Annotated in this window: 19 protein-coding genes; 10 read left to right on the plus strand and 9 right to left on the minus strand. The window is 71.5% G+C overall.

Translation table 11 applies throughout. The features are described 5' to 3' along the window. Nucleotides 1-29: 29 nt before the first annotated feature. A complete protein-coding gene (locus ACIBEC_RS18025) occupies nt 30-815 on the minus strand; it encodes an HAD family acid phosphatase (RefSeq protein WP_360493177.1) in 786 nt (261 codons plus the stop codon). 412 nt (nt 816-1,227) lie between these two features. On the opposite strand from ACIBEC_RS18025, the gene ACIBEC_RS18030 reads away from it, so the two are divergent. Together ACIBEC_RS18030 and ACIBEC_RS18035 are read left to right on the plus strand one after the other, a co-directional pair. Beyond that, nucleotides 1,228-3,360, plus strand: a complete 2,133-nt coding sequence (locus ACIBEC_RS18030) for a hypothetical protein (RefSeq protein WP_360493180.1) — start codon at nt 1,228-1,230, stop codon at nt 3,358-3,360. Between the two features lie 271 nt (nt 3,361-3,631). Continuing rightward, complete coding sequence (locus ACIBEC_RS18035; protein WP_360493183.1) at nt 3,632-4,303, plus strand: transporter substrate-binding domain-containing protein; 672 nt, start codon at nt 3,632-3,634, stop codon at nt 4,301-4,303. Between the two features lie 350 nt (nt 4,304-4,653). Here the strand turns inward: ACIBEC_RS18035 and ACIBEC_RS18040 are convergent, their stop codons facing one another. Beyond that, nucleotides 4,654-4,902, minus strand: a complete 249-nt coding sequence (locus ACIBEC_RS18040; RefSeq protein WP_360493186.1) for a hypothetical protein — start codon at nt 4,900-4,902, stop codon at nt 4,654-4,656. A 337-nt stretch (nt 4,903-5,239) separates the two neighbouring features. Here ACIBEC_RS18040 and ACIBEC_RS18045 point away from each other — a divergent pair, with 337 nt between their 5' ends. Then, complete coding sequence (locus ACIBEC_RS18045; RefSeq protein WP_360493189.1) at nt 5,240-6,109, plus strand: response regulator transcription factor; 870 nt, start codon at nt 5,240-5,242, stop codon at nt 6,107-6,109. Then, a complete protein-coding gene (locus ACIBEC_RS18050) occupies nt 6,106-7,476 on the plus strand; it encodes a HAMP domain-containing sensor histidine kinase (protein ID WP_360493192.1) in 1,371 nt (456 codons plus the stop codon). Before ACIBEC_RS18045 ends, ACIBEC_RS18050 begins: the two co-directional genes overlap by 4 nt. A 521-nt stretch (nt 7,477-7,997) precedes the next feature. On the opposite strand, the gene ACIBEC_RS18055 is transcribed toward ACIBEC_RS18050, so the two are convergent. Next, the gene (locus ACIBEC_RS18055) at nt 7,998-8,222 is read right to left on the minus strand and encodes a hypothetical protein (protein ID WP_396287970.1); all 225 of its coding nucleotides are present in this window, start codon (nt 8,220-8,222) and stop codon (nt 7,998-8,000) included. A 232-nt stretch (nt 8,223-8,454) separates the two neighbouring features. Here ACIBEC_RS18055 and ACIBEC_RS18060 point away from each other — a divergent pair, with 232 nt between their 5' ends. From ACIBEC_RS18060 to ACIBEC_RS18070, 3 genes are all read left to right on the plus strand, one after another. After that, entirely contained in the window at nt 8,455-8,769 is a 315-nt protein-coding gene (locus ACIBEC_RS18060; protein WP_360493201.1) for a hypothetical protein, read from the plus strand. A gap of 728 nt (nt 8,770-9,497) precedes the next feature. After that, complete coding sequence (locus ACIBEC_RS18065) at nt 9,498-9,665, plus strand: hypothetical protein (RefSeq protein ID WP_270142945.1); 168 nt, start codon at nt 9,498-9,500, stop codon at nt 9,663-9,665. Between the two features lie 39 nt (nt 9,666-9,704). Beyond that, a complete protein-coding gene (locus ACIBEC_RS18070) occupies nt 9,705-9,917 on the plus strand; it encodes a hypothetical protein (RefSeq protein WP_270142947.1) in 213 nt (70 codons plus the stop codon). A gap of 168 nt (nt 9,918-10,085) precedes the next feature. Here the strand turns inward: ACIBEC_RS18070 and ACIBEC_RS18075 are convergent, their stop codons facing one another. The 5 genes from ACIBEC_RS18075 to ACIBEC_RS18095 form a co-directional block, all read right to left on the minus strand. Further along, nucleotides 10,086-10,814 carry a DUF4232 domain-containing protein gene (locus ACIBEC_RS18075; RefSeq protein WP_360493204.1) on the minus strand — a complete coding sequence of 243 codons (729 nt, stop codon included), beginning with the start codon at nt 10,812-10,814 and terminating at the stop codon, nt 10,086-10,088. A gap of 127 nt (nt 10,815-10,941) precedes the next feature. Then, entirely contained in the window at nt 10,942-13,662 is a 2,721-nt protein-coding gene (locus ACIBEC_RS18080) for a transcriptional regulator (protein WP_360493207.1), read from the minus strand. Between the two features lie 216 nt (nt 13,663-13,878). Next, nucleotides 13,879-14,946, minus strand: a complete 1,068-nt coding sequence (locus ACIBEC_RS18085; protein ID WP_360493210.1) for an acyl-CoA dehydrogenase family protein — start codon at nt 14,944-14,946, stop codon at nt 13,879-13,881. Further along, nucleotides 14,943-16,115 carry an acyl-CoA dehydrogenase family protein gene (locus ACIBEC_RS18090; protein WP_360493213.1) on the minus strand — a complete coding sequence of 391 codons (1,173 nt, stop codon included), beginning with the start codon at nt 16,113-16,115 and terminating at the stop codon, nt 14,943-14,945. The genes ACIBEC_RS18085 and ACIBEC_RS18090 overlap by 4 nt, the downstream gene beginning before the upstream one ends. 56 nt (nt 16,116-16,171) lie before the next feature. Then, nucleotides 16,172-17,365 (minus strand): CoA transferase, encoded by a 1,194-nt coding sequence (locus ACIBEC_RS18095; RefSeq protein WP_360493216.1) that lies wholly within the window; start codon nt 17,363-17,365, stop codon nt 16,172-16,174. A 299-nt stretch (nt 17,366-17,664) separates the two neighbouring features. Here ACIBEC_RS18095 and ACIBEC_RS18100 point away from each other — a divergent pair, with 299 nt between their 5' ends. After that, nucleotides 17,665-19,116, plus strand: coding sequence for a CoA transferase (locus tag ACIBEC_RS18100; protein WP_360493219.1), 1,452 nt, complete (start codon nt 17,665-17,667; stop codon nt 19,114-19,116). Here the strand turns inward: ACIBEC_RS18100 and ACIBEC_RS18105 are convergent. Then, on the minus strand, nt 19,047-20,063 hold the full coding sequence (locus tag ACIBEC_RS18105) for a LysR family transcriptional regulator (protein ID WP_360493222.1): 1,017 nt from the start codon (nt 20,061-20,063) through the stop codon (nt 19,047-19,049). The two genes, ACIBEC_RS18100 and ACIBEC_RS18105, sit on opposite strands and share 70 nt — an antisense overlap. Nucleotides 20,064-20,250: 187 nt before the next feature. Between ACIBEC_RS18105 and ACIBEC_RS18110 the strand changes: the two genes are divergently transcribed. Then, nucleotides 20,251-20,754 (plus strand): 3-keto-5-aminohexanoate cleavage protein, encoded by a 504-nt coding sequence (locus tag ACIBEC_RS18110; RefSeq protein WP_360493225.1) that lies wholly within the window; start codon nt 20,251-20,253, stop codon nt 20,752-20,754. Between the two features lie 564 nt (nt 20,755-21,318). Next, nucleotides 21,319-22,413, plus strand: a complete 1,095-nt coding sequence (locus tag ACIBEC_RS18115) for a site-specific integrase (protein ID WP_360493227.1) — start codon at nt 21,319-21,321, stop codon at nt 22,411-22,413. The last annotated feature ends 6 nt before the right edge of the window (nt 22,414-22,419 follow it).

A 22,419-nucleotide genomic window follows, 5' to 3' on the forward strand; every position in this document is an offset into this window, starting at 1 on the left:
GCGGCGCGGCGGGGTCCGCCGACCCGGAGTTACGGCAGGTAGTACATCGGGTTGGGCAGCTTGAAGCCCTTGTCGGCGTGGCCGCCGGCCAGGTCGCTGTTCTGGTCGCCGAAGTTGCCGACGATGTCGTAGCCGAGGCTCTCGATGTGGGCCCGCGTTCCGGACTTGTACTCGGTCACGGTGCAGTTCGCCCCGCACGACAGGTACGGCGCGGGTTCGGTCTTGTTCTTCAGGAACAGGTGCGCTTCGTCCGCGACGGGGAAGCCGGCGGCGGCGAGGTTGGCCGCCGTGGCAGTGCGCTGGGTCTCGGGACGGCCGGTGATGTAGAAGACCGTGTAGCCCTGCTGCTGGGCCCAGGTCGCCAGGTCGTTCATGCCGAAGACGGCCGGCATGGTTTTGGTGGCGATGTACTGGGCGTTGCTGGTCGGGTTGTAGACGAAGGTGGTCTCCAGCTCGTAGTTGTACGTGGACAGGGAGGTGTCGTCGACGTCGAGGACGATGGCCTTCTTGCCGGAGTGGTCGTGCTTGATGCGCTGGGCCAGGTACTTGCGGGCCTGGGACTCGATGCCCTTGACCTGGGTGGCGTAGTTGCTGTCCGGGGAGGCCCAGTGCTCGCCGTTGGCGTCGACGGTGTCGCCGTAGTACGCCTTGATCTTGGCCACCTCGTCCGTCATGTTGGTGATCTGACGGTCCGTCCTGGGCGCGGAGGCGTCCGCGGCGGCGAGCCCGCCGCCGGCCACCACCGCGCCGACGACGACACCGACGACGAGGGTGGGAATCTTCCGCGTGCGGGACGTCAGGGTCTTTTCGAGCATGAGGGGATTGCTCCTTCTGCCGCAGGCCGGGAGGGCGCGTTCGCCCGTCGAACCGGCGTGGGGGACTGCGCGATTCCCCGAACCGTAGGGGCGATCAACTCCACTGGTCAAGCGCTGTCTACGCGCATGGTCTACGCGCGATGCCGCCGGGGGCCGCGCCCGGGTCCGGACCGTCCCGTTCAGCCCGAGGCCCGTACGGCGTCTCGCCCCGTGAGATCTTCGGGCGATCCGCTTCCACAGACTGTTGCAACACGTTCGGGTTGTGGCAGCCTTCCGTTCATCCAGTCGAGCCGAACGCTCCTCGATCTACGCGCGTCCCCACACGCGCTCACCCATGCGCTCACCATGCGCTCGTTCGCCCAGTCGTGCGCTCATGCCCTCATGCGCTCACTCGAACTCACTAGGAGCAAGGATGGGCCTCCGACGCCCCACCGTCCTCGCCCTGGCCGCGGCTCTCGGCGCGGCCCTGCTCGCGGCCCCGCAGGCCCTCGCCGCGGGCGAGAGCCCCGACCCCGGCCATCACAACGGCAGTTGCGTGATGCGGGCCGGCAATCACCGGGTCGACCACGTCATCTATCTGACCTTCGACAACGTCCACTTCACCCGGGACAACCCGAACGTGCCCTCCGACCTCGAACAGATGCCCCACCTGCTCGACTTCCTGGAGCACAACGGCACCCTCGACACCGCGCACCACACCCCGCTGATCGCCCACACCGGCAACGACATCCTCACCCAGCTGACCGGCCTGTACGGTGGCGATCACGGGCAACCGGTGTCCAACTCGTATCGGTATTACCAGCCTGACGGAACCACCGCCTCCGCCCGCACCTTCGCGTACTGGACCGACGGCGTCGCCGACCCCTCCAGCGCGGCCCCCACCGACACCGCGCCGACGATGGTCACCCCGGACGGCCGCAACACCCCGGCCCCGTGGACCGCGTACACCCGGGCGGGTTGCGACTTCGGCTCCGTCTCGGTGGCCAACACCGTGCTGGAGAACACCGGTTCCGACCTCGACAAGGTCTTCGGCAAGGGATCGCCGGAGGCCGCCGAGGGCAAGGCGGACCCGGTCAGGGCGCAGGCCGACTTCGTCGGCATCGGCGTGCACTGCGCCCGGGGCTCCGCGCACTGCGCCGGCACCGGCGCCCGCCCGGACCTGCTGCCCGACGAGCCCGGCGGCTACCTCGGCTACCGCGGGCTGTTCGGCGCCCGCAGCGTCGACCAGGTGATCTCCGGCAACGGCCCGGTCCGGGCGATCGGCGGCACCCCGGTCACCGACAAGGCCGGCAACCCGGGCTTCCCCGGCTTCGACTCGACGTCCGCCGCCAACACCCTCGGCTACCTCGCCACCATGCAGGAAGCCGGCGTGCCCGTCACCTACGGCTACATCTCCGACGCCCACGACCGCTACCCCGGCGGCAGCGCCTTCGGCCCCGGCGAAGCCGGATACGTCGCCCAGCTCAAGGCCTACGACCAGGCCTTCGACGGTTTCTTCCAGCGCCTGGCCAAGGACAGCATCACCCCCGCCAACAGCCTCTTCGTCGTCACCTCCGACGAGAACGACCACTTCGTGGGCGGCAAGCCCAGCCCCGTCGGCTGCGACGGCGTCACCACCCCGTGCACCTATGGGCAGATCGGCGAGATCAACGCCAACGTCCGCGGACTGCTCGCCGCCCAGCAGCACCTCACCACCCCGTTCCAGCTGAAGTCGGAGTCCGCCCCGAGCTTCTACCTCGACGGCAACCCCGCCCCCGACGCCGCCACGACCCGCGGCTTCGAGCGCGCCGTCTCCAAGCTGACCGCGGTCAACCCGATCACCGGCACCACCGAACCGATCAGTCACCAGCTCGCCGACCGCACCGAGATGAAGATCCTCCACATGGTCACCGGCGACCCCCTGCGAACCGCCACCTTCACCGACTTCCTCGACCCGAACTACCTCGCCGTCGCCGGCACCGCCAACTGCGCGACCCCCTGCGTGGGCCTGAACGCGGAGGAGGCGTGGAACCACGGCGACTTCGCGCCCGACATCAACACCACCTGGCTCGGCCTGGCCGGCCCGGGCGTCAAGCACCTCGGCGCGACCGGCGCGGTCTGGTCCGACCACACCGACATCCGCCCCACGATGCTCGCCCTGCTCGGCCTGCACGACGTCTACGCCCACGACGGCCGTGCCCTGACCGAGTTCCTCACCCCCGCCGCACTGCCGAAGAACCTGCGCACCGGCGACCAGGCCGACTACCGGCGACTGGCCGGCGACTACAAGCAACTCAACGCCGGTGTCGGCGGGTTCGCTTCGGCAACGCTGTCCGCCGCCACCCGCGCCGCCGCCTCCGACACCCCGGGCGACACCTCCTACCACGACATCAGCGCCCGGCTCACCGCCCTCGGTGACCAGCGCGACCAACTCGCCCGCCGGATCGGCACCCTCCTGGACGACGCCGCCACCGGTACCGGCCGCATCCCCTGCGCCACCGCCCGCGACCTCGCCCACCAGGCCGAGAACCTCATCCACCAGGCCGACGGGCTCGCCCGCGGCTGATCCCACCGACCGGCGCTGGGCGGCTCCTCCCCGCCCACCGCCACGCCATCTCCGCCCACCGACCTACCCCCGCGGCCGGTGGGCGGCTGCCTTCCGCCCTCTCCCCGTATCCGGAGACAGCACCCCATGCCCCGAACCACCGCCGGCCGGGCAGCACTGGCCGCCACCGGCCTCTGCGGCCTGCTCGCCAGCAGTTGCGCCGCCACCCCGCCCCCCGCCAACTCCCCGACCGCCCTGCGCGCCCGGCTGCCGCAGTCGATCCGCACCAGCGGTGAACTGCGCATCGGCGCCTACCTCAACTACGTCCCGGTCGAGTTCAAGGACGGCGGCGGCACACCCATCGGCCTACCCGGACCTCGCCGCGGCCCTCGGTTCCTACCTCGGCCTGCGCGTCAGGTTCCTCGACATGGCCTTCAACGACCTCATCCCGGCCGTCCAGTCCGGGAAGATCGACCTGGCAATGTCGGCCGTCATCGACTCCCGCGACCGCCAGCAGGGCAAGGACACCACCGGCCACGTCACCAACCCGAGCGTGGACTTCGTCGACTACTTTCTCACCGGCACCTCGATCCTGGTCAAGGCGGGCAACCCGCAGGGCCTGACCACACTGGACAGCCTGTGCGGCCACACCATCGCCGTGCAGACCAACTCGGTCCAGATCAAGGTCGCCAAGGCCCAGTCCGCCGCCTGCACCAGGAGCGGAAAACCGCTCCGGATCGACTCCGTGAACACCGACGACCAGGCCGTGGCCGAGGTCTCCTCCGGCACGGCCGCCGCCGACCTGGAGGCTACCCCGGTGCCGACTACAACACCACTACACCGAACCACACAGGCATGTTCCAACTGGTCGGCAGCTACCGGGAGTCGAACATGTACGGGATCGTGGTCGGCCGCGACCGGCGCGACCTGTCCGACGTGCTCTCCCAGGCCCTCGACCAGCTGATCGCCAACGGCACGTACCAGAAGGTCCTCGACAAGTGGAACGTGAGCAGCGGTGCCGTCGTCAACGCCACCGTCAACGCCGGGCTCTGAACTCCCCTACGTGGACTCGACGAGCCCTTCCTGTCGCCGGCCGACAAACTGCCGGGCGCCGGTTCCCTCGGTCAAGCGGTCCAGGAGCAGCCCAGTGCCGGTGCGACCCTCGATGCTCACACCGACCGGCTGCCGCCGGGCCGCGGACACTGCCGCACTGAGCGCCGCGGCCTGCGCGGTGACGACACGCGACGATGCCCGGACCCTCCTCGCCCTCCCGATCGACGTCGGCCGACCCGGCGGGATCCGGTCGGCGTTCGGTCAGCCCATGCTCTGGGAGCGGCTGGTCACGCTGATCTCGGAGGTTCCGCCGTTGCCGGAGAACTCCACCACGAGTGAGGCCGGGTCGCTGTGCCGCACCTTGGCGGTGAAGCCGGCGGCCGGCACGGCTGACAGCAGGCAGACGGTGTTGGAGTCGATCGCTACGGTGGCAGTGCCGCCGGCCGCTTGATAGGTCTGAACGTCGGCGTCGCGCGAGCAACGTGACGTCCCGTGCGTCGCAGCCGCCACAGCCGCTCCTCCGCCCGCGGGTTGGGGTTTCGGGGTGGCGGTTTCCGTAGCGGGCGCGGCGGTGCGTGCAGTGGCCGTCGGGGCTGCGGGAGGGGCGGTGGCCGTCGCGCTACCGGCCGGCGCGGCAGGTGTCGGCGTCGCGGTCGCGGTGACCGTGATCGAGGTGGTGGGAACTGACCGAGCCACAGGAAGAGCCGTCGTGGCAGGACGTACGACAAGGTGGACCGTCAGGACAACCGCGGTGATGCTGACAGCGGTGCACCCCAGCCAGATGAGCGGATATCGCCAGACGGACCTCATGAAGCCTTCCTGACCGAGTCCACTATGGTGCGATCTTATGACATACGTCCTTGTCGTCGATGACGACCCGGTGATCCGCACATCGCTGGTCGAGGCATTGAGTGCGCTCGGCCATGTGGTGAGCAGTGCCGCCGATGGCTTCGGTGCTCTGCGGGAGTTCACGCAGTGTCCGCCGGACGTGGTGGTGCTGGACCTCGGTCTGCCCGACCTGGACGGTGCGGATGCTCTGCTGATGATCCGCGGTCTGTCCCGCGTGCCGGTGCTCGTGGCCACGGCCCGTGACGACGAGCGGGAGATCATCAGACTGTTGGACGCGGGCGCGGACGACTACCTGGTCAAACCCTTTTCCGGCGCGCAACTGGCGGCGCGGATCTCGGCGGTGCTGCGCCGCTGCTCGCCCGATGCCCCTGCCGCGGTCGGACCGGCGACCCGTGGGGCGGCAGGGACGTCTCGAGCGCCCGCCGTGCCCCGCTCGCCGCGGGCGCCGTCGCCCTCTCGGCCCGTGCTGCCGGGGACGGCCGCGATGTCCCTGGCGCTGGAGATGCGCGCTGGGCCTCCGGTGGCTGCCGTGGCGCGTGAAGGCGGGCTGGAGCACAGCGGCGGGGGCGCGCTGCTCGTGGGGGAGCTGCGCATCGACCCGCTCGCGCGAACCGTGCATCTGGCGGGGGAGGAGATTCGGCTGACCCGCCGTGAGTTCGACCTGCTGGCCTTCCTGGCGCGGCACGCGGGACTGGTGGTCTCCCGCAAGCAGATCCTCGCCGAGGTGTGGCGCCAGCCGTACGTGGACGAGCAGACCGTCGACGTGCACCTGTCGTGCCTTCGCCGCAAGCTCGGCGAGCGCGCCGCGCGCCCGCGCTACCTGCACACCGTCCACGGTGTGGGGGTGAAGCTCGTGAGCCCTTCGTGAGGGTGACTCTGGCGATGGTCGCCCTGGCCGTGACGTCGATGGTCGCGCTGTCCTTCCTGATTCCGCTGGGCCTGCTGCTGAGCACTCAGGTCCACAGCCAGGCGACGCAGACGGCGCAGCAGCGGGCGGCGGTCCTGGCGCCGGTCCTGACGATCGCCACCGAGCCGACGGCGGTTCGGCACGTCGTGGAGAGCCTCGACGAGCCGGACCGCCTGTGCGTTCATCTGCCGAACGGCACGGTGATCGGCAGCAGCCATGCCCCTGCGGCGCAGCTGCGGGAGGCCGAGACCGGCCGGGCGTCGGCTGGCGGGGACGTACCGGGGGGCTGGGACTACCTGCAGCCCGTGCTCCTGGGCGGGGACCGGGTCGCGGTCGTCGAGGCGTTCGTGCCGGAGGCGGAGCTGAGCCGGGGCGTGGCCACGGGCTGGACGGTGATGTCCGTGCTCGCGGCGGGGCTGGTGGCCGGCTCGGTGGTGGTGGCCGACCGGCTCGGGTCGAAGGTCGTGCGCTCGTCGCGCGGGCTGTCCCGGGCGTCCAACGCGCTCGGCGCCGGTGATCTGGACGTGAGGGTGGATCCGGCAGGCCCCCGCGAACTGCACGAGGCGGGCGTGGCGTTCAACGCGATGGCGGATCGGATCGTGCGGCTGCTCGACAACGAACGGGAGCTGATCGCCGATCTGTCGCATCGGTTGCGGACCCCGCTGACCGCACTGTACCTCGCGGGCGAACAAGTTGGACCGGTGCCGGGATCGGACCGGCTCTCCGCCGCGATCCGCCGTCTGGAGCACGAGGTGGACTCGCTCATCCGCACGGCCCGGGCCCGGACGTTGCGCGGGCAGACGGCCCCGGAAGCGACACCGGACTCCGGCCGGGCGCAGGAGCCGACCTGCGATGTCGCGCAGATCGCCCGGCAGCGGGTCGGCTTCTGGTCGGTGCTGGCGGCGCAGCAGGACCGCAGTTGCACGATCACGGCGACCGAGGCGCCCACTCCGGTCGGCCTGCTGCCGGACGAGCTCGCCGCCGTCGTGGACGCCCTGATCGGCAACGTGCTGCGGCACACCCGCCCCGGGGTGGGACTGCGCGTGGAGGTCCGGCGTACGGCACCGGGCACCGTCTTGGCGGTCGAGGACGACGGCGACGGCATCGCGGACCCGGACCGGGCACTGTCACGCGGCGCGAGCACCGGTGGATCCACCGGCCTCGGTCTGGACATCGCCCGCCGCGTGGCCGTCTCCACCGGCGGCGGATTGCGGATCGGACGCGCAGCCTCAGGTGGAGCCCGGGTGGAGGTCGTCCTCGGCCTCGCCGAGCAAGAACCTCACCAGCCTGCGGACACCCGGAGGAGGAGAAGCCGCCTCCGGCGTTGACAGCGACCGAGAAGGCGGGTCTCCCGCTGGGCGGTGTGCCGCGTGACCACGAGAACGCGCGGCCTCGTACGGGGGCCTGACGGCGGCACCGCCGACCCCTCAGCCGCTTCGGCCCTTCCACACCATGTGAGCAGGACCTTATGGTTTTTTTAGGGCCTTCTGCGGACCGGCCCCGGCCCTGCGAACGCCCCCTACGCTCGGGGTGTCGGCCCTCGATTCCCCCACTCTGAGGGCCGCAACGCCCGGCGGCAGCGGGCCGTGCGACTCCTCCTTGCACCCGGCTGCCGTCGAGCACCGCGGGCGTACCCGGCGACGGTTCCTGCCGTGGTACGCCCGCCCCGACGACCAACTGCGAGGAATCCCGGACCATGATCGCTGACGCGGTTCCTCATCTGCTGCCCGCGCTGCTCGCGGCGTCAGAGCCGGGATCCCGGGCTCGCATGGACGCGTACGCGAAGCAGGTCGCGGTCCACGGGGTGGCGTTCCCGTCCCAGCCGGTGTGTGAGATCGGCATCCGCGAACTAATGGTCCCCTTCACCGGCGGACTGCAACGGATCTGCGTGGGATTCGGCGTCCCGGGCACCGAACTCGGCGTCGCACAGCGACTCGTGGCCCTCACCGACAATGAAGGCGCAGCAGATGGCGGGGCCCTCCTCGGTGCGGACGGGAATGTCGCCCCGGACCTCGCCGACCCGGGCCGCGACGTCACCTCGCTCCCCCTCGACGAGCTCCAGGCAGCCGCGCACCAGTGCGCACCGGCGGCACTCGTCCCCCTGAACGACTCGATGGTCCGCGAGGACGACCGGCAGAGCATCGTCAAGACGAACCCGGCCCTTCACATCCACCGCGCCTTCACCGGTGGAGGGTCGGAGCCTCTTCGACCTCCTCACCGGGCGGCTCGCGGCATCGCTCACGAGCCTCAACCGCCCCCGGGCCGACACGGCGTCACGGGCCCGATCCGTGGCCACGCCACCGCCCATGTCCCGGGGAACGGACGCGCACGCGACCCCCGACCCTTCTCCCTCACGGACGGGCGCCGCGACCGGGGCGGAAACGGGCCTGGCCGAGTGGCCGAGCACGGCGAGCCATCGCGCGGCGCCGGACCGAAGACGAAGGCCGGCTGACACGAGCATCGGCCGGCGAAGGAGAATCGTCTCCAAGACCCTGCGGCACTCCACGCTGGCCACCACCGTCAACATCTACGGCCACTTGCTCCCCCAAGCCGCCCGCGAAGCCGTCACCGCCCTTGCCGACGCACTCGACCACGCAGACCTCCCGTGCGAGATCAACTGACGCGCAGTCAGCCCGCGCGATCACCCGAGCTCACCTCGGCCGCAAACCGCCAGGTCAGAGCGTCGGACGCGACCACCCTGCGACCACGCGCACCCCGGAAACGAGTGAGAGCGGCTACTTGGTTTCCCAAGTAGCCGCTCTTACAACCGACTTCACAGTCGGGACGACAGGATTTGAACCTGCGACCCCTTGACCCCCAGTTAAGGGGTTCAACTAGTGTCGGCAGCCCAGGGTTCATGGCCCTGGCACTCTCGTTGCGTCAACTGCATTGCTAAACAGTCACGTTGGAGCAACGAAGCATGTGCGACACATGGGCAACACCGGTCGATATGACATGCCGTCAGCGTCCACTTCATGCACAAGCGCCCGTTATGGCCCATGGGCGCTCATCAGGTCTGGTCCCAAAGTGGTCCCAGGCGCCGCCACCTCTCCCCAGTTACTGCCAGCGACGGGAACCTGATGATCATTCAGAGGCGGTCTTCGGGAGCGCCCGTCAGCCCCGGTGGCCACGGCGCAGGCCAGCGTGCCGGATTGGCTCGTGCGGGCGGATCACGGTCACTTACCCATCGGCTACGGATCGTGATCTTCCGGGCGGTGTGTCGTCTTGAGCGTGTCCTGCCCGACTGGCCTCGCCGTGCCTCGCGCACTGCCCCGCACGCTCTGCCAACACGCCCGACCACCCGGCGAATCTTGGACCCGGAATCACCCAGTCCAAGAAGGAGACACCCGTGGCGCAGCGTACGAGCAGGGGCCGGGTCTATCGGTGCGGTTGCCAGGACGAGAACCGGAAGCAGATCGGCCCGTGGCGTCCGCAGCTGATTGCGGACGTCAAGCACGGCAAGTGGACCTATGCCGTCGACCTCGCTCCGGAGGACGGCCGGCGTCGCACCCGCTGACGGGGTGGCTTCGCCAGCCGTGCCGAAGCCGCTCGCGAGATGACTCGAGTTCTGGACGGCGAGCTGCGCGGTGTCTACGAGGACCGCCGCACCACCGTTGCCGACTACCTGCGCGAATGGCTCGCCGCGAAGAAGTTGGAACTTGCACCGAACACCTACGCCGGCTACGAGGCGTGCGTCGAGCGGGACCTGATCCCCGCCTTCGGCCGCTACCTACTGCTGGACCTACGCCCCAAGCACATCGACGCGTAGATCACCGCCCAGCAGAAGGCCGGTCGGGGCCGAGTCACCGTATACCGGGCCGTCTCGACCCTGCGCAATGCCTTGAACGCTGCTGTCCGCTCGTGGCGGCTGCGCTACAACCCCGCCAAGTACTCCGTCCCGCCCAGGCCCCGCTCCGAAGAGCGCACCTGCTGGACACTACCGTGCCGCGAACGCTCCGACCTTGAAGTCGGTGCCGCAGACGCTGAAGACGCCGCCCGGCGAGCCGTTCGCCTTCATCACGTTCACCGTGGTGCCCACGTCCTTGGGCAGCGCGACCTTGACGTGGGACGCCAGCACCGGGCAGGTGTAACGGGCCGACGTGGTGCCCTCGCTGTTCACGTCGTTGTACAGCACATCCGCCACCACCGCGGCACCCGCCGGGACGTCGACCGCGTCCGAGCCGTCCTTGGAGTTGTCCCCCGAGACCGGGCTCGCCTTGCCCTGGTCGTCGTCGGCGACCACGGTCGTCGGGCCGACGATGGTGCAGGGGGCACCCGAGCTGTTGGTGATCTTGAGGGTCGCGGCGGCGGGCTGCGCGTCACTGGCGTGGCCCGAGGACTGGAGGAACGTCACCGAGGTGTTCTTGGTCGTGCAGGCCGCGGTGACGCCGCCCCCGCCAATGCCGGAGGACGAGTTGCCACCACCGCTCGTGCTCGTCCTGCCCCCGGACGGCGCCGAGGCCGAGTGCGCGGCCGGCGCCGAGGCCGAGTGCGCGGCCGGCGCCGAGGCCGGGGCCGAGGTTGCACCCGACGGGGCGGCTGATGATGCGCTGGTGCCGACGGCGCTGTCCTGCGTGCCGCTGCCGTCGTTGCAGGCGGTCAGGGACAGGGCGAGCGTCGCGACGGCGCCGACGGCGAGCAGGGCGGGACGGGTGGTGGTGCGCATGGCTGGTTCCCCCGGTTCTCGTTCGTGGGTCGCGATCCTGCACGAGGTCGTTTCCCCTTACACGAACCAGGGTGTTGCGGCGCGCTGGCAGATCACTAACGAGCGCGGCGGCGGCGCTAACGCCCGGCTAACGCTCCCGGATCCTGGCGTGTGCCGCCGCGTGCCGACGCCGCAGTTCGGGCAGTTCGTCCTGGTCGGCGATGCGCAGCAGGGCATCGAGCGCGGTGACGGCGCCCGCGTCGTAGCCGGTCTGCTCGGCCTCAAGCGCGGCCTGCGCGAGGCAGCGCCGCCCGGCCACGGTGTCGCCGAGCCCGGCCAGCGCCTCGCCCTGCCAGGTACGCAGGAGCACGCGCCGGGCGACCGCCTCGTGCTCGGGGCCGAGGCCGAGCGCCACCTCGGCCGCCTCGTACGCCTGCCGGTGGCGGCCCGCGCCGAGGTGGATGCGGGCCAGGTGCTGGAGCGCGAGCATCCGGGTATGCGCGTCGTCGGCCTCGGTGGCGAGGGCGAGGGCTCGGGTGCAGGCCGTTTCGGCGGCGCCGGGTTCGTCGTCGGGGAGGGCCGCGGCGAGGTTGACCAGGGCGGTGGCCTCGCCGAGTACGTCGCCTGCGCGGGCCGCGAGTTCGGGCGCGACGCGCAGGTGCCGGACGGCCTCGGCGGTGCGGCCCTCCTCGGCGAGCACCCAGCCGAGCAGGGTCAGGACGCGGGCCTCTGCATAGGGGTCGGCGCAGGCGCGGGCGTCGGCGAGGGCGGCCTCCAGGGTGGGCGCCCAGTCGGCGAGGACCCGCCAGACCACGAGCGGCCACTGGGTCACGGCGATCCGCCAGGCCCGCTCGGGCCGGTCCTCGGCGCGGGCCGCAGCGGCGATCAGGGCGAGGTCGTCGCGTTCGGCGGCGAACCAGCCGAGCGCCTCCTCGCGGCTGGTGAAGTCCCGTACTGCGGGCGGCTGTTGAAAATCATGAGGCTGCATGAAGGCGGGCTCCCCGCCCGGTTCCGCGGCCTCGGACGCGGACAGCGCGGTCGCCACGCAGTGGTCGTACAGGCGCAGCCGGGCCGCGGTGCGGGCGGCCGGGTCATGGCTCTGGCCACGCGCGTAGAGCCGGACCAGATCGTGCAGGACGTAGCAGCCGGGGGCGGTCTCGGTGAGCAGGTGCGCGGCGACCAGGCAGTCGAGGGCGCGGGCCGCATCCGGCGGGGTCGTGCCGGCGAGCGCGGCGGCGCTGAACCGGTCGACGTGTGTGCCCGGGTGATGGCCGAGCGCGGTGAACAGCTGCGCTGCGTCGACGGGGAGGTGGGCGGTGGTGAGCCGCAGCGCGGAGGCGACGCCGATGTCCTCGACGGCGAGCAGCGCGAGCCGCTGGCGCTCGTCGGCGAGCCGGTCGGCGAGGGAGGCGAGGCCGAGGGCGGGGAGTTCCACGAGCCGAGCGGCGGCGACCCGCAGCGCGAGCGGCAGACCACCGCACAACTCGGCCGTACGGCGGGCCGCTTGGGGCTCGGCGGCGGTGCGGCGCTCGCCGAGGAGACGGGTGAGCAGGGCCACGCTGTCGTCGGTGGCGAGGACGTCGAGGGCGAGGATTCGGGCGGCGTCGGAGGCGACGAGACCGGCGAGGCGGGCACGGCTGGTGACGACGGTGACGCAGCCGGGTCCCGTGGGCAGCAGCGGGCGCACCTGGGCGGAGGTACGGGCGTTGTCGAGGACGACGAGCAGACGCAGTTCGGCGGTGAGCGAGCGGAACAGGGCACCGGCGGCGTCCGCCGACTCGGGCATCCGGCGCGGTGGAACGTCGAGAGCGACGAGGAACTCCCGCAGCAGATCGGCCGGTTCGGGGTCCGAGGTGTCACTGAACCCGCGCAGATCCGCGTAGAGCGTCCCATCGGGGAAGTCGGAGTGCCGGCCGGCCGCCCAGCGCACGGCCAGTGCGGTCTTGCCGACCCCGGCGGGCCCGGTGACCACGACGACCGGCCCGTCAGGTCCGGCCGCGGCCGCGGTCAGCGCGGCGCTCTCGGCGGTGCGGCCGTGGAATCCGCGCGGGGTACGAGGCAGCAGGTTGGGCCGGAACTGAACTGGTTCCAGCGCCGGTTGGGGCGCATCGGCTCGGGCCACGGGGGCGCTGTCGGGGCCGAGGGCGAGGGTGAAGGCGGCGGTCAGCTCGGCGCCCGGAGCGACGCCGAGCTCGTCGGAGAGGACCTGGCGGGCGCGTTGGTAGGCGTCCAGGGCCTCCGAGGAACGCCCCGCATGGTGCAGCGCCTCGACCAGCCGGGCGGCCAGCGGCTCGCGCAGCGGATGGGCCCCGGTCTCCGGCCGCAACAGCTGGACAGCGCGCTCGTGTTCACCGCCCACGACGTACGTGTCGGCGAGCAGCTCGACCGCTGCGAGCCGCGCCTCGTCCAAGGTGTGCGCGGCGGAGCGAAGCAGCGGCGACGGGTAGGCGCCGGCCAGCGCGGGGCCCTGCCACAGGTCGAGCGCCTCGGTGAGCAGCGCGGCCCTGTCACCGGGGTCGGTGGCACGGCGGGCGAGCGCCACAAGACCCTCGAAGCGGTGGGCGTCGAGCAGCGTCTCCGGCAGTTCCAGGTGGTACGCGGAGCCGCGCGTGCTCAGCTCGACGCCGTACGCCGATGCGTCGACGCCCGCCAACAGTGCCCGCAGGCGCGAGACATGGCCTTGGATCACGGTGCGGGCGTGCAGGGGGGGTTCGTCGTCCCACAGCGCCTCGGTGAGTGTGTCGACGGAGACCGCGACATTGGCCCGCAGCAACAGCATCGCGAGCAGGCTGCGCCGCTTGGCGGGCCCGAGCGGCAACGGCCCATCGCTCCCGCTGACCGACACGGGGCCGAGGACCTGGAACTCCATGGACGGAACCCTATCTTCCGAGGGCTACTGGGGATCGGGACGTCGAACCGTACGGATACCGCGCTGCTCCGTCACCGACCAGGTCGGGCCGGTCGGCGGCGGAGGCGATGGGACGAGGGAGCAGGGCTCGGCGGTGAGGGCGGTGGCTTTGACGGACCGGGCCAGGTGGCACGGTCCATCTCGCCGGCGCGGCGATAGACGGCCGCTGACATCGGGTCAGGGGGTGCTGGTGAGCGCGGCCCAGAGGGTGTCGGCGGTGAGGGTGCGGGCCAGACCAGCGGCCCAGGTGGTCTCGTCGCCGTCCTCGTCGCGCCAGGACCACAGGCGGGTGGTGGCGAGGTGGAGCGGGTGGAGCTTGGTGATGCCGATGGCACCGTGCAACTGGTGGGCGATCCGGGCGATCTCGGCAGCCGAGGCGGATGCCTGGGTCTTCGCGCCGGCGATGGCGAACCGGGCGGCCGCAGTGCCAGCGTCCAGCGGGGCGGCGGCGGCCTGGACGGCGGCGCGGACCAGCGCGGCTTCCTCGATCAGCTTCGCTTCCTCCTGCTTGACGGCCTGGAAGCGGCTGAGCGGGCGGCCGAACTGGGTGCGCGCGGTGGTGTGCGCGACCGTCAGCTCGACACAGCGCTGGCCGGCTCCGGCGATCAGGGCCGCCCGGGCCAGGGCCGCCCGCAACTCGGCCTCCTCGAGGAGCTCGCGGGGAATCCGGCGGACCTGCGCGGCGGGGATCTCGACGCTGGCGAGGTGCAGGTCGTCGCGCGCTTCCTCGGCCAAGTTGGCGCCTGGGGCGAGGACTGCCTGGTCCGGGGTGAGGGTGAACAGGACCGGGCCGAAGGGGGCGTTGGCGAGCACCACCACGGCGGTCGCGGTGCGGGCCCAGGGGACGCGGCGCAGGGTCCCGGCGACCAGCAGGGTGTCGTCCTCGCCCGCGCTGCCGGCCGAGCCGACGGCCGAGGCGGCCGGGTGCGCGTGGCGTATCGTCAGCTGGGGGGCGATGGCGTAGGTGAGCGGGCCCTCGGGCACCGACAGGCCGGCACGGCGCAGCAGTGGGCGGGCGACCAGGGCGGTCTCGGCGAACGGGGCGGGGACGGTGCGGCGGCCGGCTTCCTGGACGGCGGCGAGGAGTTCGGCGGTGCTGGCGTCCGGGGTGGGGAGGGGCACGGTCTGGGAGTCGGTGGTGTTGGTGACGGTGACGATGGCGTCCGGGTCGGCGAAGAAGGCGGTGGTGTCGTAGTCGTCGGCGGGGACGGCGGGGGTGCTGGTGTCGATGGTGTGGGTGTTCATCGGTGCTGCTCCAGTCCACGAGTGATGATGCCGCGAAGGATTTCGTTGGTGCCGCCGCGCAGGGTGTAGCCGGGGCTGTGCAGGAGGGCGAAGGCGAGCAGTTCGGCGTGGCTGCCGGGGGTGGCGTGCGGGTCGGCCGGGGTGGGCAGGATGCTGCGGACGGAATCGACCAGCGCGCCCTCCAGGCGGGTGCCGAGGTCCTTGACCAGGGCGGCCTGGGTATCGGGCGAGGCGCCGGCGTCCAGTGCAGCGGCAACGCCGAGGGAGAGCTGGCGGATGCTGTGCAGGCGGGCGGTCAGGATGCCGACCTGGGTGAGCTGTTCGGCGGTCATGGCGCGCCGGTCGAGCTCGCGCAGCAGGGAGACCAGCAGGGGGAAGGTGGACAGGTAGCGCTCCGGCCCGCTGCGTTCGAAGGCGAGTTCGCCGGTGACCTGCTTCCAGCCGTCGCCCTGCTGTCCGAGGAGCATGGCCTCCGGGACGTGGACGCCCTCCAGGTGGAAGGCGTTGAAGCGGTGCTCTCCGCTCATCAGGTGGATCGGCTCGATCCGCACGCCCGGGGCGCGCAGGTCCACGATGAACTGGCTCAGGCCGGCGTGCTTGTCCTCGGCTTCCTCGGTGCGGGCCAGCACGATGGCGTAGTCGTTGGCGTGGGCGCCGCCGGTCCACATCTTGGTGCCGGTCAGCCGCCACCCGTCTGCGGTGCGTTCGGCGCGGGTGCGGACGGAGGCGAGGTCGGAGCCGCTGCTCTTCTCGCTCATCCCGATGGAGAAGAAGCACTTACCGGCGGCGATCCGGGGCAGGAAGAAGCGGCGCTGCTCCTCGGTGCCGTGCTGCAGGATGGACGGGCCGGCCTGCCGGTCCGATACCCAGTGCGCGCTGACCGGGGCGCCGGCGGCCAGGAGTTCCTCGATCACCACGTAGCGCTCCAGGAAACCGCGCCCGGCACCGCCGTACTCGGTGGGCAGCGCCATGCCGACCCAGCCGCGTTCGGCGAGGCGGCGGGTGAACGCGGGGTCCCAGCCGGCCAGCCAGGAGTCGGGGCGGCCGAGCACGGTACCCCGGGCGCGCTCCTCGTCGAGGAAGTCGCGTACATCGAGGCGCAGCTGCCGGGCCGATTCGGGCAGGACGGCCTCGGGAAATCCGAGCGGGGAAATTGTCGCCGTGGGCATGGTTCGCTCCGGAATGGTCGATGGGGATTCGGTCTCGGGAAATCCAGTGGATCGGGTCAGTTGGCGGAGTGCAGCAGCGCGGGGTCGAAGCCGGCCTGGCCGAGGACCTCGTCGGTGTGCTGGCCGATGGCCGGGCAGGGCCGCAGCGGCGGTTCGGGGTCGGCCGAGTAGCGGACCGGGCGACCGATGACCCGGTAGCGGCCCTCGGTGGGGTGGTCGGCCTCGTAGAGCAGGCCCCCCTCTCGGGCGTAGGCGGTGGTGGCGGCGGACTCCAGGTCGAGCACCGGGGCGGCGGCGATGCCGACCCGATCGCAGAACTCCTGCCATTGGGCGCTGGTGTGGTTCGGCGTCAGTTCCGCCATCAGCCGGTAGAGGTCGTCGGCGCGGTGGGCCCGGTCGGGGCCGGTCGCGAAGCGAGGGTCGTCGGCCAGTTCGGGACGGGCGACGAAGGCGGTGAAGTCCCGCCAGTTGCGGTCGCTCTGCGGCAGGATGCACATCCAGCCGTCGGCAGTGCGCTGGGCACGGCGCTCGGGGCTGAGCGAGCGGGTCGAGCCGAACGCGCCGTCGGGCTCCAGGCTGGCCGCGCCCAGGTGCTCGACCAGGTTGAAGGCGAGCATGGTGTCGACCATCGGGACCTCGATGTGCTGACCGGTGCCGCCGTGTTCCCGGTAGTGCAGCGCGGCCAGCACCGACTGGGCGATCTGCATGCCGCAGATCTTGTCGGCCAGCACGGTCGGCACGTAATGCGGCTGGCCGGAGACCTGGTGGTTGAGCCAGACCAGACCGCTGGTCGCCTGGATGATGTCGTCGTAGGCGGCGTGGGTGCCGTGGCTGCTGTCGCTGCGGAAGCCCTGTGCGTTGGCGTAGATCAGGCCGGGATTGACGGCCGCGACCTCGGCGTAGTCCAGGCGCAGCCGGGTCAGGGCCTGCGGGCGCAGGTTGGTGATGAAGACGTCGGCGGTCCGCAGCAGGGCGAGCAGGGCGTCGCGGCCGTGCGGGGCCTTGAGGTCGATGGCGACGCTGCGCTTGTTGCGGTTCAGGTTGAGCGCGGCGCCGCCCATACCGGGGTGGCGCAGCGGCGGGTAGTGGCGGGTCATGTCACCGGTCGGCGGCTCAACCTTGATCACGTCCGCGCCCAGGTCGCCGAGCTGCTGGGCGGCGTACGGGGCCATGATCACGCTGGCCAGTTCGACGACGCGGACTCCGGCGAGCAGTCCTCGCCCGGACGGACCGCTGGGCTCCTGGGTCATCTGCTGGTACCTCCTGAAATGTCGGGTGAAGGGCGGGCGGCCGGCGCCGCGTTGCCTCGTTCCGCAATCCAGGAAACCCGCGGGGAATCGGCACCGTCCAATACGAGTTGGGCGCCGGATCGATAGGGCGGAGGATATTCACGCGGCGCCGGCTCGGGTCATATGGGCGCGGATATCGGTGATTCGGGGAATCCGTATTGGACGGTGCGGCGCCGGACCGGCTGTTCTGGTGGAGGCCGCCCGACCGGGTCGGCCGCCGCGGCACACGCGGCTCGTCATCTCCGGAAGGAGAGTCGGACATGGCAATCGATCAGGCGCAGCGGACCAGTGCGGCGTACCGGGCCCTGGAGGGCCTGTACCGCGAGTTGGGGATCACGGCGGCGGACACGGGCGGCACCGTGAGGATCCAGGGGGCTGACCCGGTGACGCCTTCGGTGCACCGGATCGGCGACGCCGCGGCGGCTGCCCTGGCCGCCCTGGGCACCGAGGCCGCCGCGCTCCACCGGGAGCGCGGCGGCGCGGCGCAGGACGTGACCGTCTCGGTGACGGCGGCGGTGCGCCAGCTGATGGCGGTGTTCTTCACCCGGATGCGGGGCGTGCCGGTCCATCGCTTGCAGGAGGACCCCAACCTGCTCGGCAACAGTGACTTCTACCGGGCAGCCGACGGCCGGTTCGTCTACGTGCTCCTCTCCTACCCGCACCTGCGTGACACCGCCTGCCGGGTACTGGACTGCCCGCCGGACCGCGAGCGGATCGCCGCCGCCATCGCCCAGTGGGACGCGCTGGAACTGGAGGAGGCCATCTGCACCCTGGGCGGCACCGCGATCGCAGTGCGCACCCGGGAGGAATGGCAGCGGCATCCACAGGGGCGGCTGCTGCAGGACGGCCCACTGATCCGGATCGAGAAGATCGGGGAGAGCGCGCCGGAGCCGTTCTCGGCGTTCCCGCCGAAGCTGTCCGGCGCGGCGGACCGGGACCTGCCGCTGGCCGGGGTGCGGGTGTTGGACAACACCCATGTGATCGCCGGCCCGATCGGCGCGCGGATCGCCGCCGAACTGGGCGCCGACGTGCTGCACATGTCCTCGCCCGACCATCCGGACCCGACCGGGATGATCGTCGAGACCGGCATCGGCAAGCGGGCCGCCTTCTGCGACCTGCTCGACCCGGCCCAGGCCGCCGCCTTCCGGTCCGTGCTGGCCGGCACCGACCTCTACGTCTGCAACTACCTGGGTCTGGACGCCAAGGGCTTCGGCCCGGCGGCACTGGCCGAGCAGCGGCCCGGACTGGTCGTGCTGGACTTCCTCGGCTGGGGAACCGAAGGGCCGTGGGCGGCACGCGGCGGCTTCGACCAACTGGCCTCCGCTGCCACGGGTTTGGCAGCCGAGGAGGGCTCGGTCGACGCTCCCCGGCTGCCCCCGACCTACCTTCTGAACGACTACCTAGCCGCAGTGCTCGGGGCCGCGGGCGCGCTGGAAGCGCTGCGCCGCCGGGCCCGGGAGGGCGGCAGCTACCGGGTGCACGTCGACCTGGCGAAGGTCTGCATGTGGGTGCAGGACCTCGGGCTGCTCCAGCGCGCGGGCGTGGTCGAGCTGCCCGCCCCCGACCCGGCGCACGACCAGGCCGAACTGGTCACCGTGCGGGGACCGTTCGGAGAAGTGTGCTACCTGCCGACCCAGGTGCGCTACTCCACGCTGGCACCGCGCCTGTCCCGCACCGCCGAGCCGCTGGGCGCATCGGAGCTCATCTGGTGACCACAGTCCGGCGCGTCGGCCTCCTCCTGCGGGTGCACCGTTGCGGGGCCCTCGATCTCGGGGCGGTGGCGCTCCATCAGCTCCAGCAGGGTGGCGACGGCCGGATCGGCGTTCGGACGGCTCAGCGCCGCGACCGTGGTCACCAACCGGTCGCCGTCCTCGATCGCGACGAAGCGGATCATCGGGTGACCGAGCGCCGCGACCCGCTCCGGGACGAAGCAAACGCACACCCCGGCCGCGGTGTAGCCGAGCATGCTGGTCAGGTCCTCGGCCTGGGCACGGGTGCGCAACTCGAAACCGGCCTTGCGACAGGCGTCCTCGATCAGCGCCCGGATCCGGGGCATGGCCGGCTGCGCGGCGGTCACGAACTCCTCGTCCCGCAGCCGGGCGAGCGGCACCGACCCGGCCCCGGCGAGTGGATGGTCGCACGGGACGGCCAGCACGGTGCTCTCCTCGGCCGCCTCCCGCACCTCCAGACCCGCCAGGTCGGAGACCGGCAGCCGGACCAGCGCCAGGTCCGCCACCCCTTGCCGGACCTGCTCGCACAGCTCGGCGGACGACCGCTGACGGACATCCAACCGCACGCCCGGCAACTCCCGGGCGGCCATCGCGAGCAACCGGGGCAGGTGCCAGTACCCCAGGCTGCTCACGTAGCCGAGCCGAACCGTGCCCTCGACGCCCTTGGATATCCGACGGACCCGAGCCACCGCGGCCTCCTGCGCCTCCAGCATCCGCTTGGCGTCGGCCGCGAAGGCCGCCCCGGCCACCGTCAGCCGCACTCCCCTGCTGGTGCGCTCGAGCAACAGCACTCCAAGGCCGCGTTCCAGGCGCTGGATCGCCTGACTGAGTGGTGGCTGACTCATCGACAAGCGCCGGGCGGCATGCCCGAAATGCTGCTCCTCGGCGAGTACCACGAACTGCTCCAGCAGGCGAGGGGTGAGCTCCATGACCGTCAACCCTAGGGCGCGGTTCACACACCGAACAAGGACAGGGGACACGCGGGCGATCTTCTTCTCGTTGACCCGAACGCCCGCCTCCCGCAGTTCGGAGGTCACGCGCGGTGAGCCGTAGGAGGCGACCCCCGGAACGTGGGCTGCAGGCTGGCGCATCTCCTGCACCAGCCGAATCGCCACGATGCAGGGTGCCGGGCGATGGCGCGCGCCTCGGTCACCGCGCTCGCCCTCCGGCCCCGATTTCTACCTCGAGCACCTCAAGCGGCTGACCGCCAACGGCATCCAGCCGCACTTCATGCTCGCCAACCTGCCCCAGCTGGAGACCGTCGAACGACTGATCCGCGCCGGCCTCTACACCGGCCCGCTCAACCTCAACTACGTCGCCATCGGCGGCGGCGCGTCCGCGTTCCGCCCCGCCGATTTGGTCGAGTTCGCCCGCCGCACCCCGGACGGCGCCGTGCTCACCATCGAGAGCATCATGCGCTCCACCCTGCCGATGAACACCATCGCGATCGCCCTGGGCCTGCACGTCCGCGTCGGCATCGAGGACAACCTGTGGGCGCCCCGCAAGGAGCGCATCACCTCCGTCCAGCAGGTCGAGCAGCTCGTCCGCATCGCCGACGAGCTGGGGCGCGACATCGCCACCGCCCAAGAGGCCCGGCGGATCTACCAGATCGGGGAGTAGTGGACCAACGCGGACGAAACCCTCGACCACCTGGGCCTGCCCCCGAACCGCCGCCCCGGCGAGCGCGGCGTCCCGCTGCGCCACCCTTCCCCCGCCCGTGGCGGCGCGCTGGTCTGAGCACCACCCGGTAACGGGGCACCCACGCCCCGCTCCCCGTCCGGTCGGCGGCCCACCGCTGGTCGATCTGGCTCACCAAAGTGGAACCCGATGCCAGCTGGCTCGGCCGGGTGGCATCTGACCTCTCGGCCGATCAAACCAGCGCTTTGAAGCAGATAGCGGTGTCGCTCTCCCGACACGATCGCCATCTGCGCGCTGGGGGCCGCGCCGTGCTTCGCGCGCCGGCCGCGTTCTCCTCATGAGTTGTTGGCTGGTGGGCACTTGTCTCACCACGATCACCTGACGCAGGGAGAACACGATGAGCACCTGTCCCACCCGTGGCCGTGTCTACCGCCGCTGTGGCTGCCGTGACGAGTGCCGACGGCAGTTGGGAGCTCGTGTCCGGCGCTGCAAACCGAAGCAGGGCACGGGAGTTGGGCGTACGCGGTAGACCTGCCGTCTTCGGAGGTGGGACGCAAGACCCGCCGCCGCAGCGGCTACCGCTCGGAGCAGGACGCGCGGCACGCGCTGGAACTCGTGCTGGCCGCGGAGCGGATCGGAGTGTTCGAAGACCCGAAGATCACCGTGGGTACCTATCTGCTCGAGTGGCTGGCGTTGAAGGAGAAGACCCTCAAGGCCTCCACCTACGCGAACTACCACGCGTACGTCCACAAGGACCTGCTGCCCACATTCGGGCGGATCCGGCTGGTCGACCTGAAAGCCCGACACATCGAGAAGTGGAGCACCGATCAACTCTCCGCCGAACGCGGCCCGGTCGCCGTGTACCGAGCCGGCTCCGTGCTGCGCAGCGCGCTCGGCCAGGCCGTGCGCGGCAAGCGCTTGACCTACACCCCGGCCCGGCGCGCCATCAGGGCGCGGCCGGCCTCGCCCGAGCGGCTGTGCTGGACCCCGCTGCAGGCCGCCGCGTTCCTTAGCCACAACGCCCAGAATTACGCGGATCAGCTCGGGGACCTGTTCGAGGTGATCCTCGCAACCGGTCTTCGGCGCGGTGAGGCACTCGGTCTGCACTGGACGGACGTGCACTTCATGGAGCGCAAGGTGTACGTCCGCTGGACCCTGTCCGCGGTCAACAACAACGAACTTCACCTGGGACCGCCGAAGACCAAGGCGAGCCTGAACTGGGTCAGCCTCAACGCCCGGGCCATGGACGCCCTGCGGCGCCAGGCCGACCACCAGCAGTCACTGCTCCCGCCGGGCGCGCCGTTGGAGGGACTGGTCTTCGCCGGGGTGGACGGCTCGCCGCTGCGGCCCCAGCACGTCCTGAATGAGCTGCGGCGGCGCACCGCCGAGATCGGGCTGCCCCGGATCGGGGTGCATGACCTGAGGCACACTGCGGCGACCATCATGATCACCTCTGATGTGCCCATGGCGGTGGTCTCCAAGACCCTGCGGCACTCCACCCTGGCCACGACCATCAACATCTACGGGCACCTGCTCAAGTACGCCGCAGACGAAGCGGTCCACGCCCTGGCCGACGCCCTCGCACAAGCCGAGGCCGACCTCGACTCCGGCCGTCCTCACCACCTCGGACGCGCTGCCTAGCAATCG

The sequence above is a fragment of the Kitasatospora sp. NPDC051164 genome, assembly GCF_044455625.1.
In the GTDB taxonomy this organism is placed as follows: domain Bacteria; phylum Actinomycetota; class Actinomycetes; order Streptomycetales; family Streptomycetaceae; genus Kitasatospora.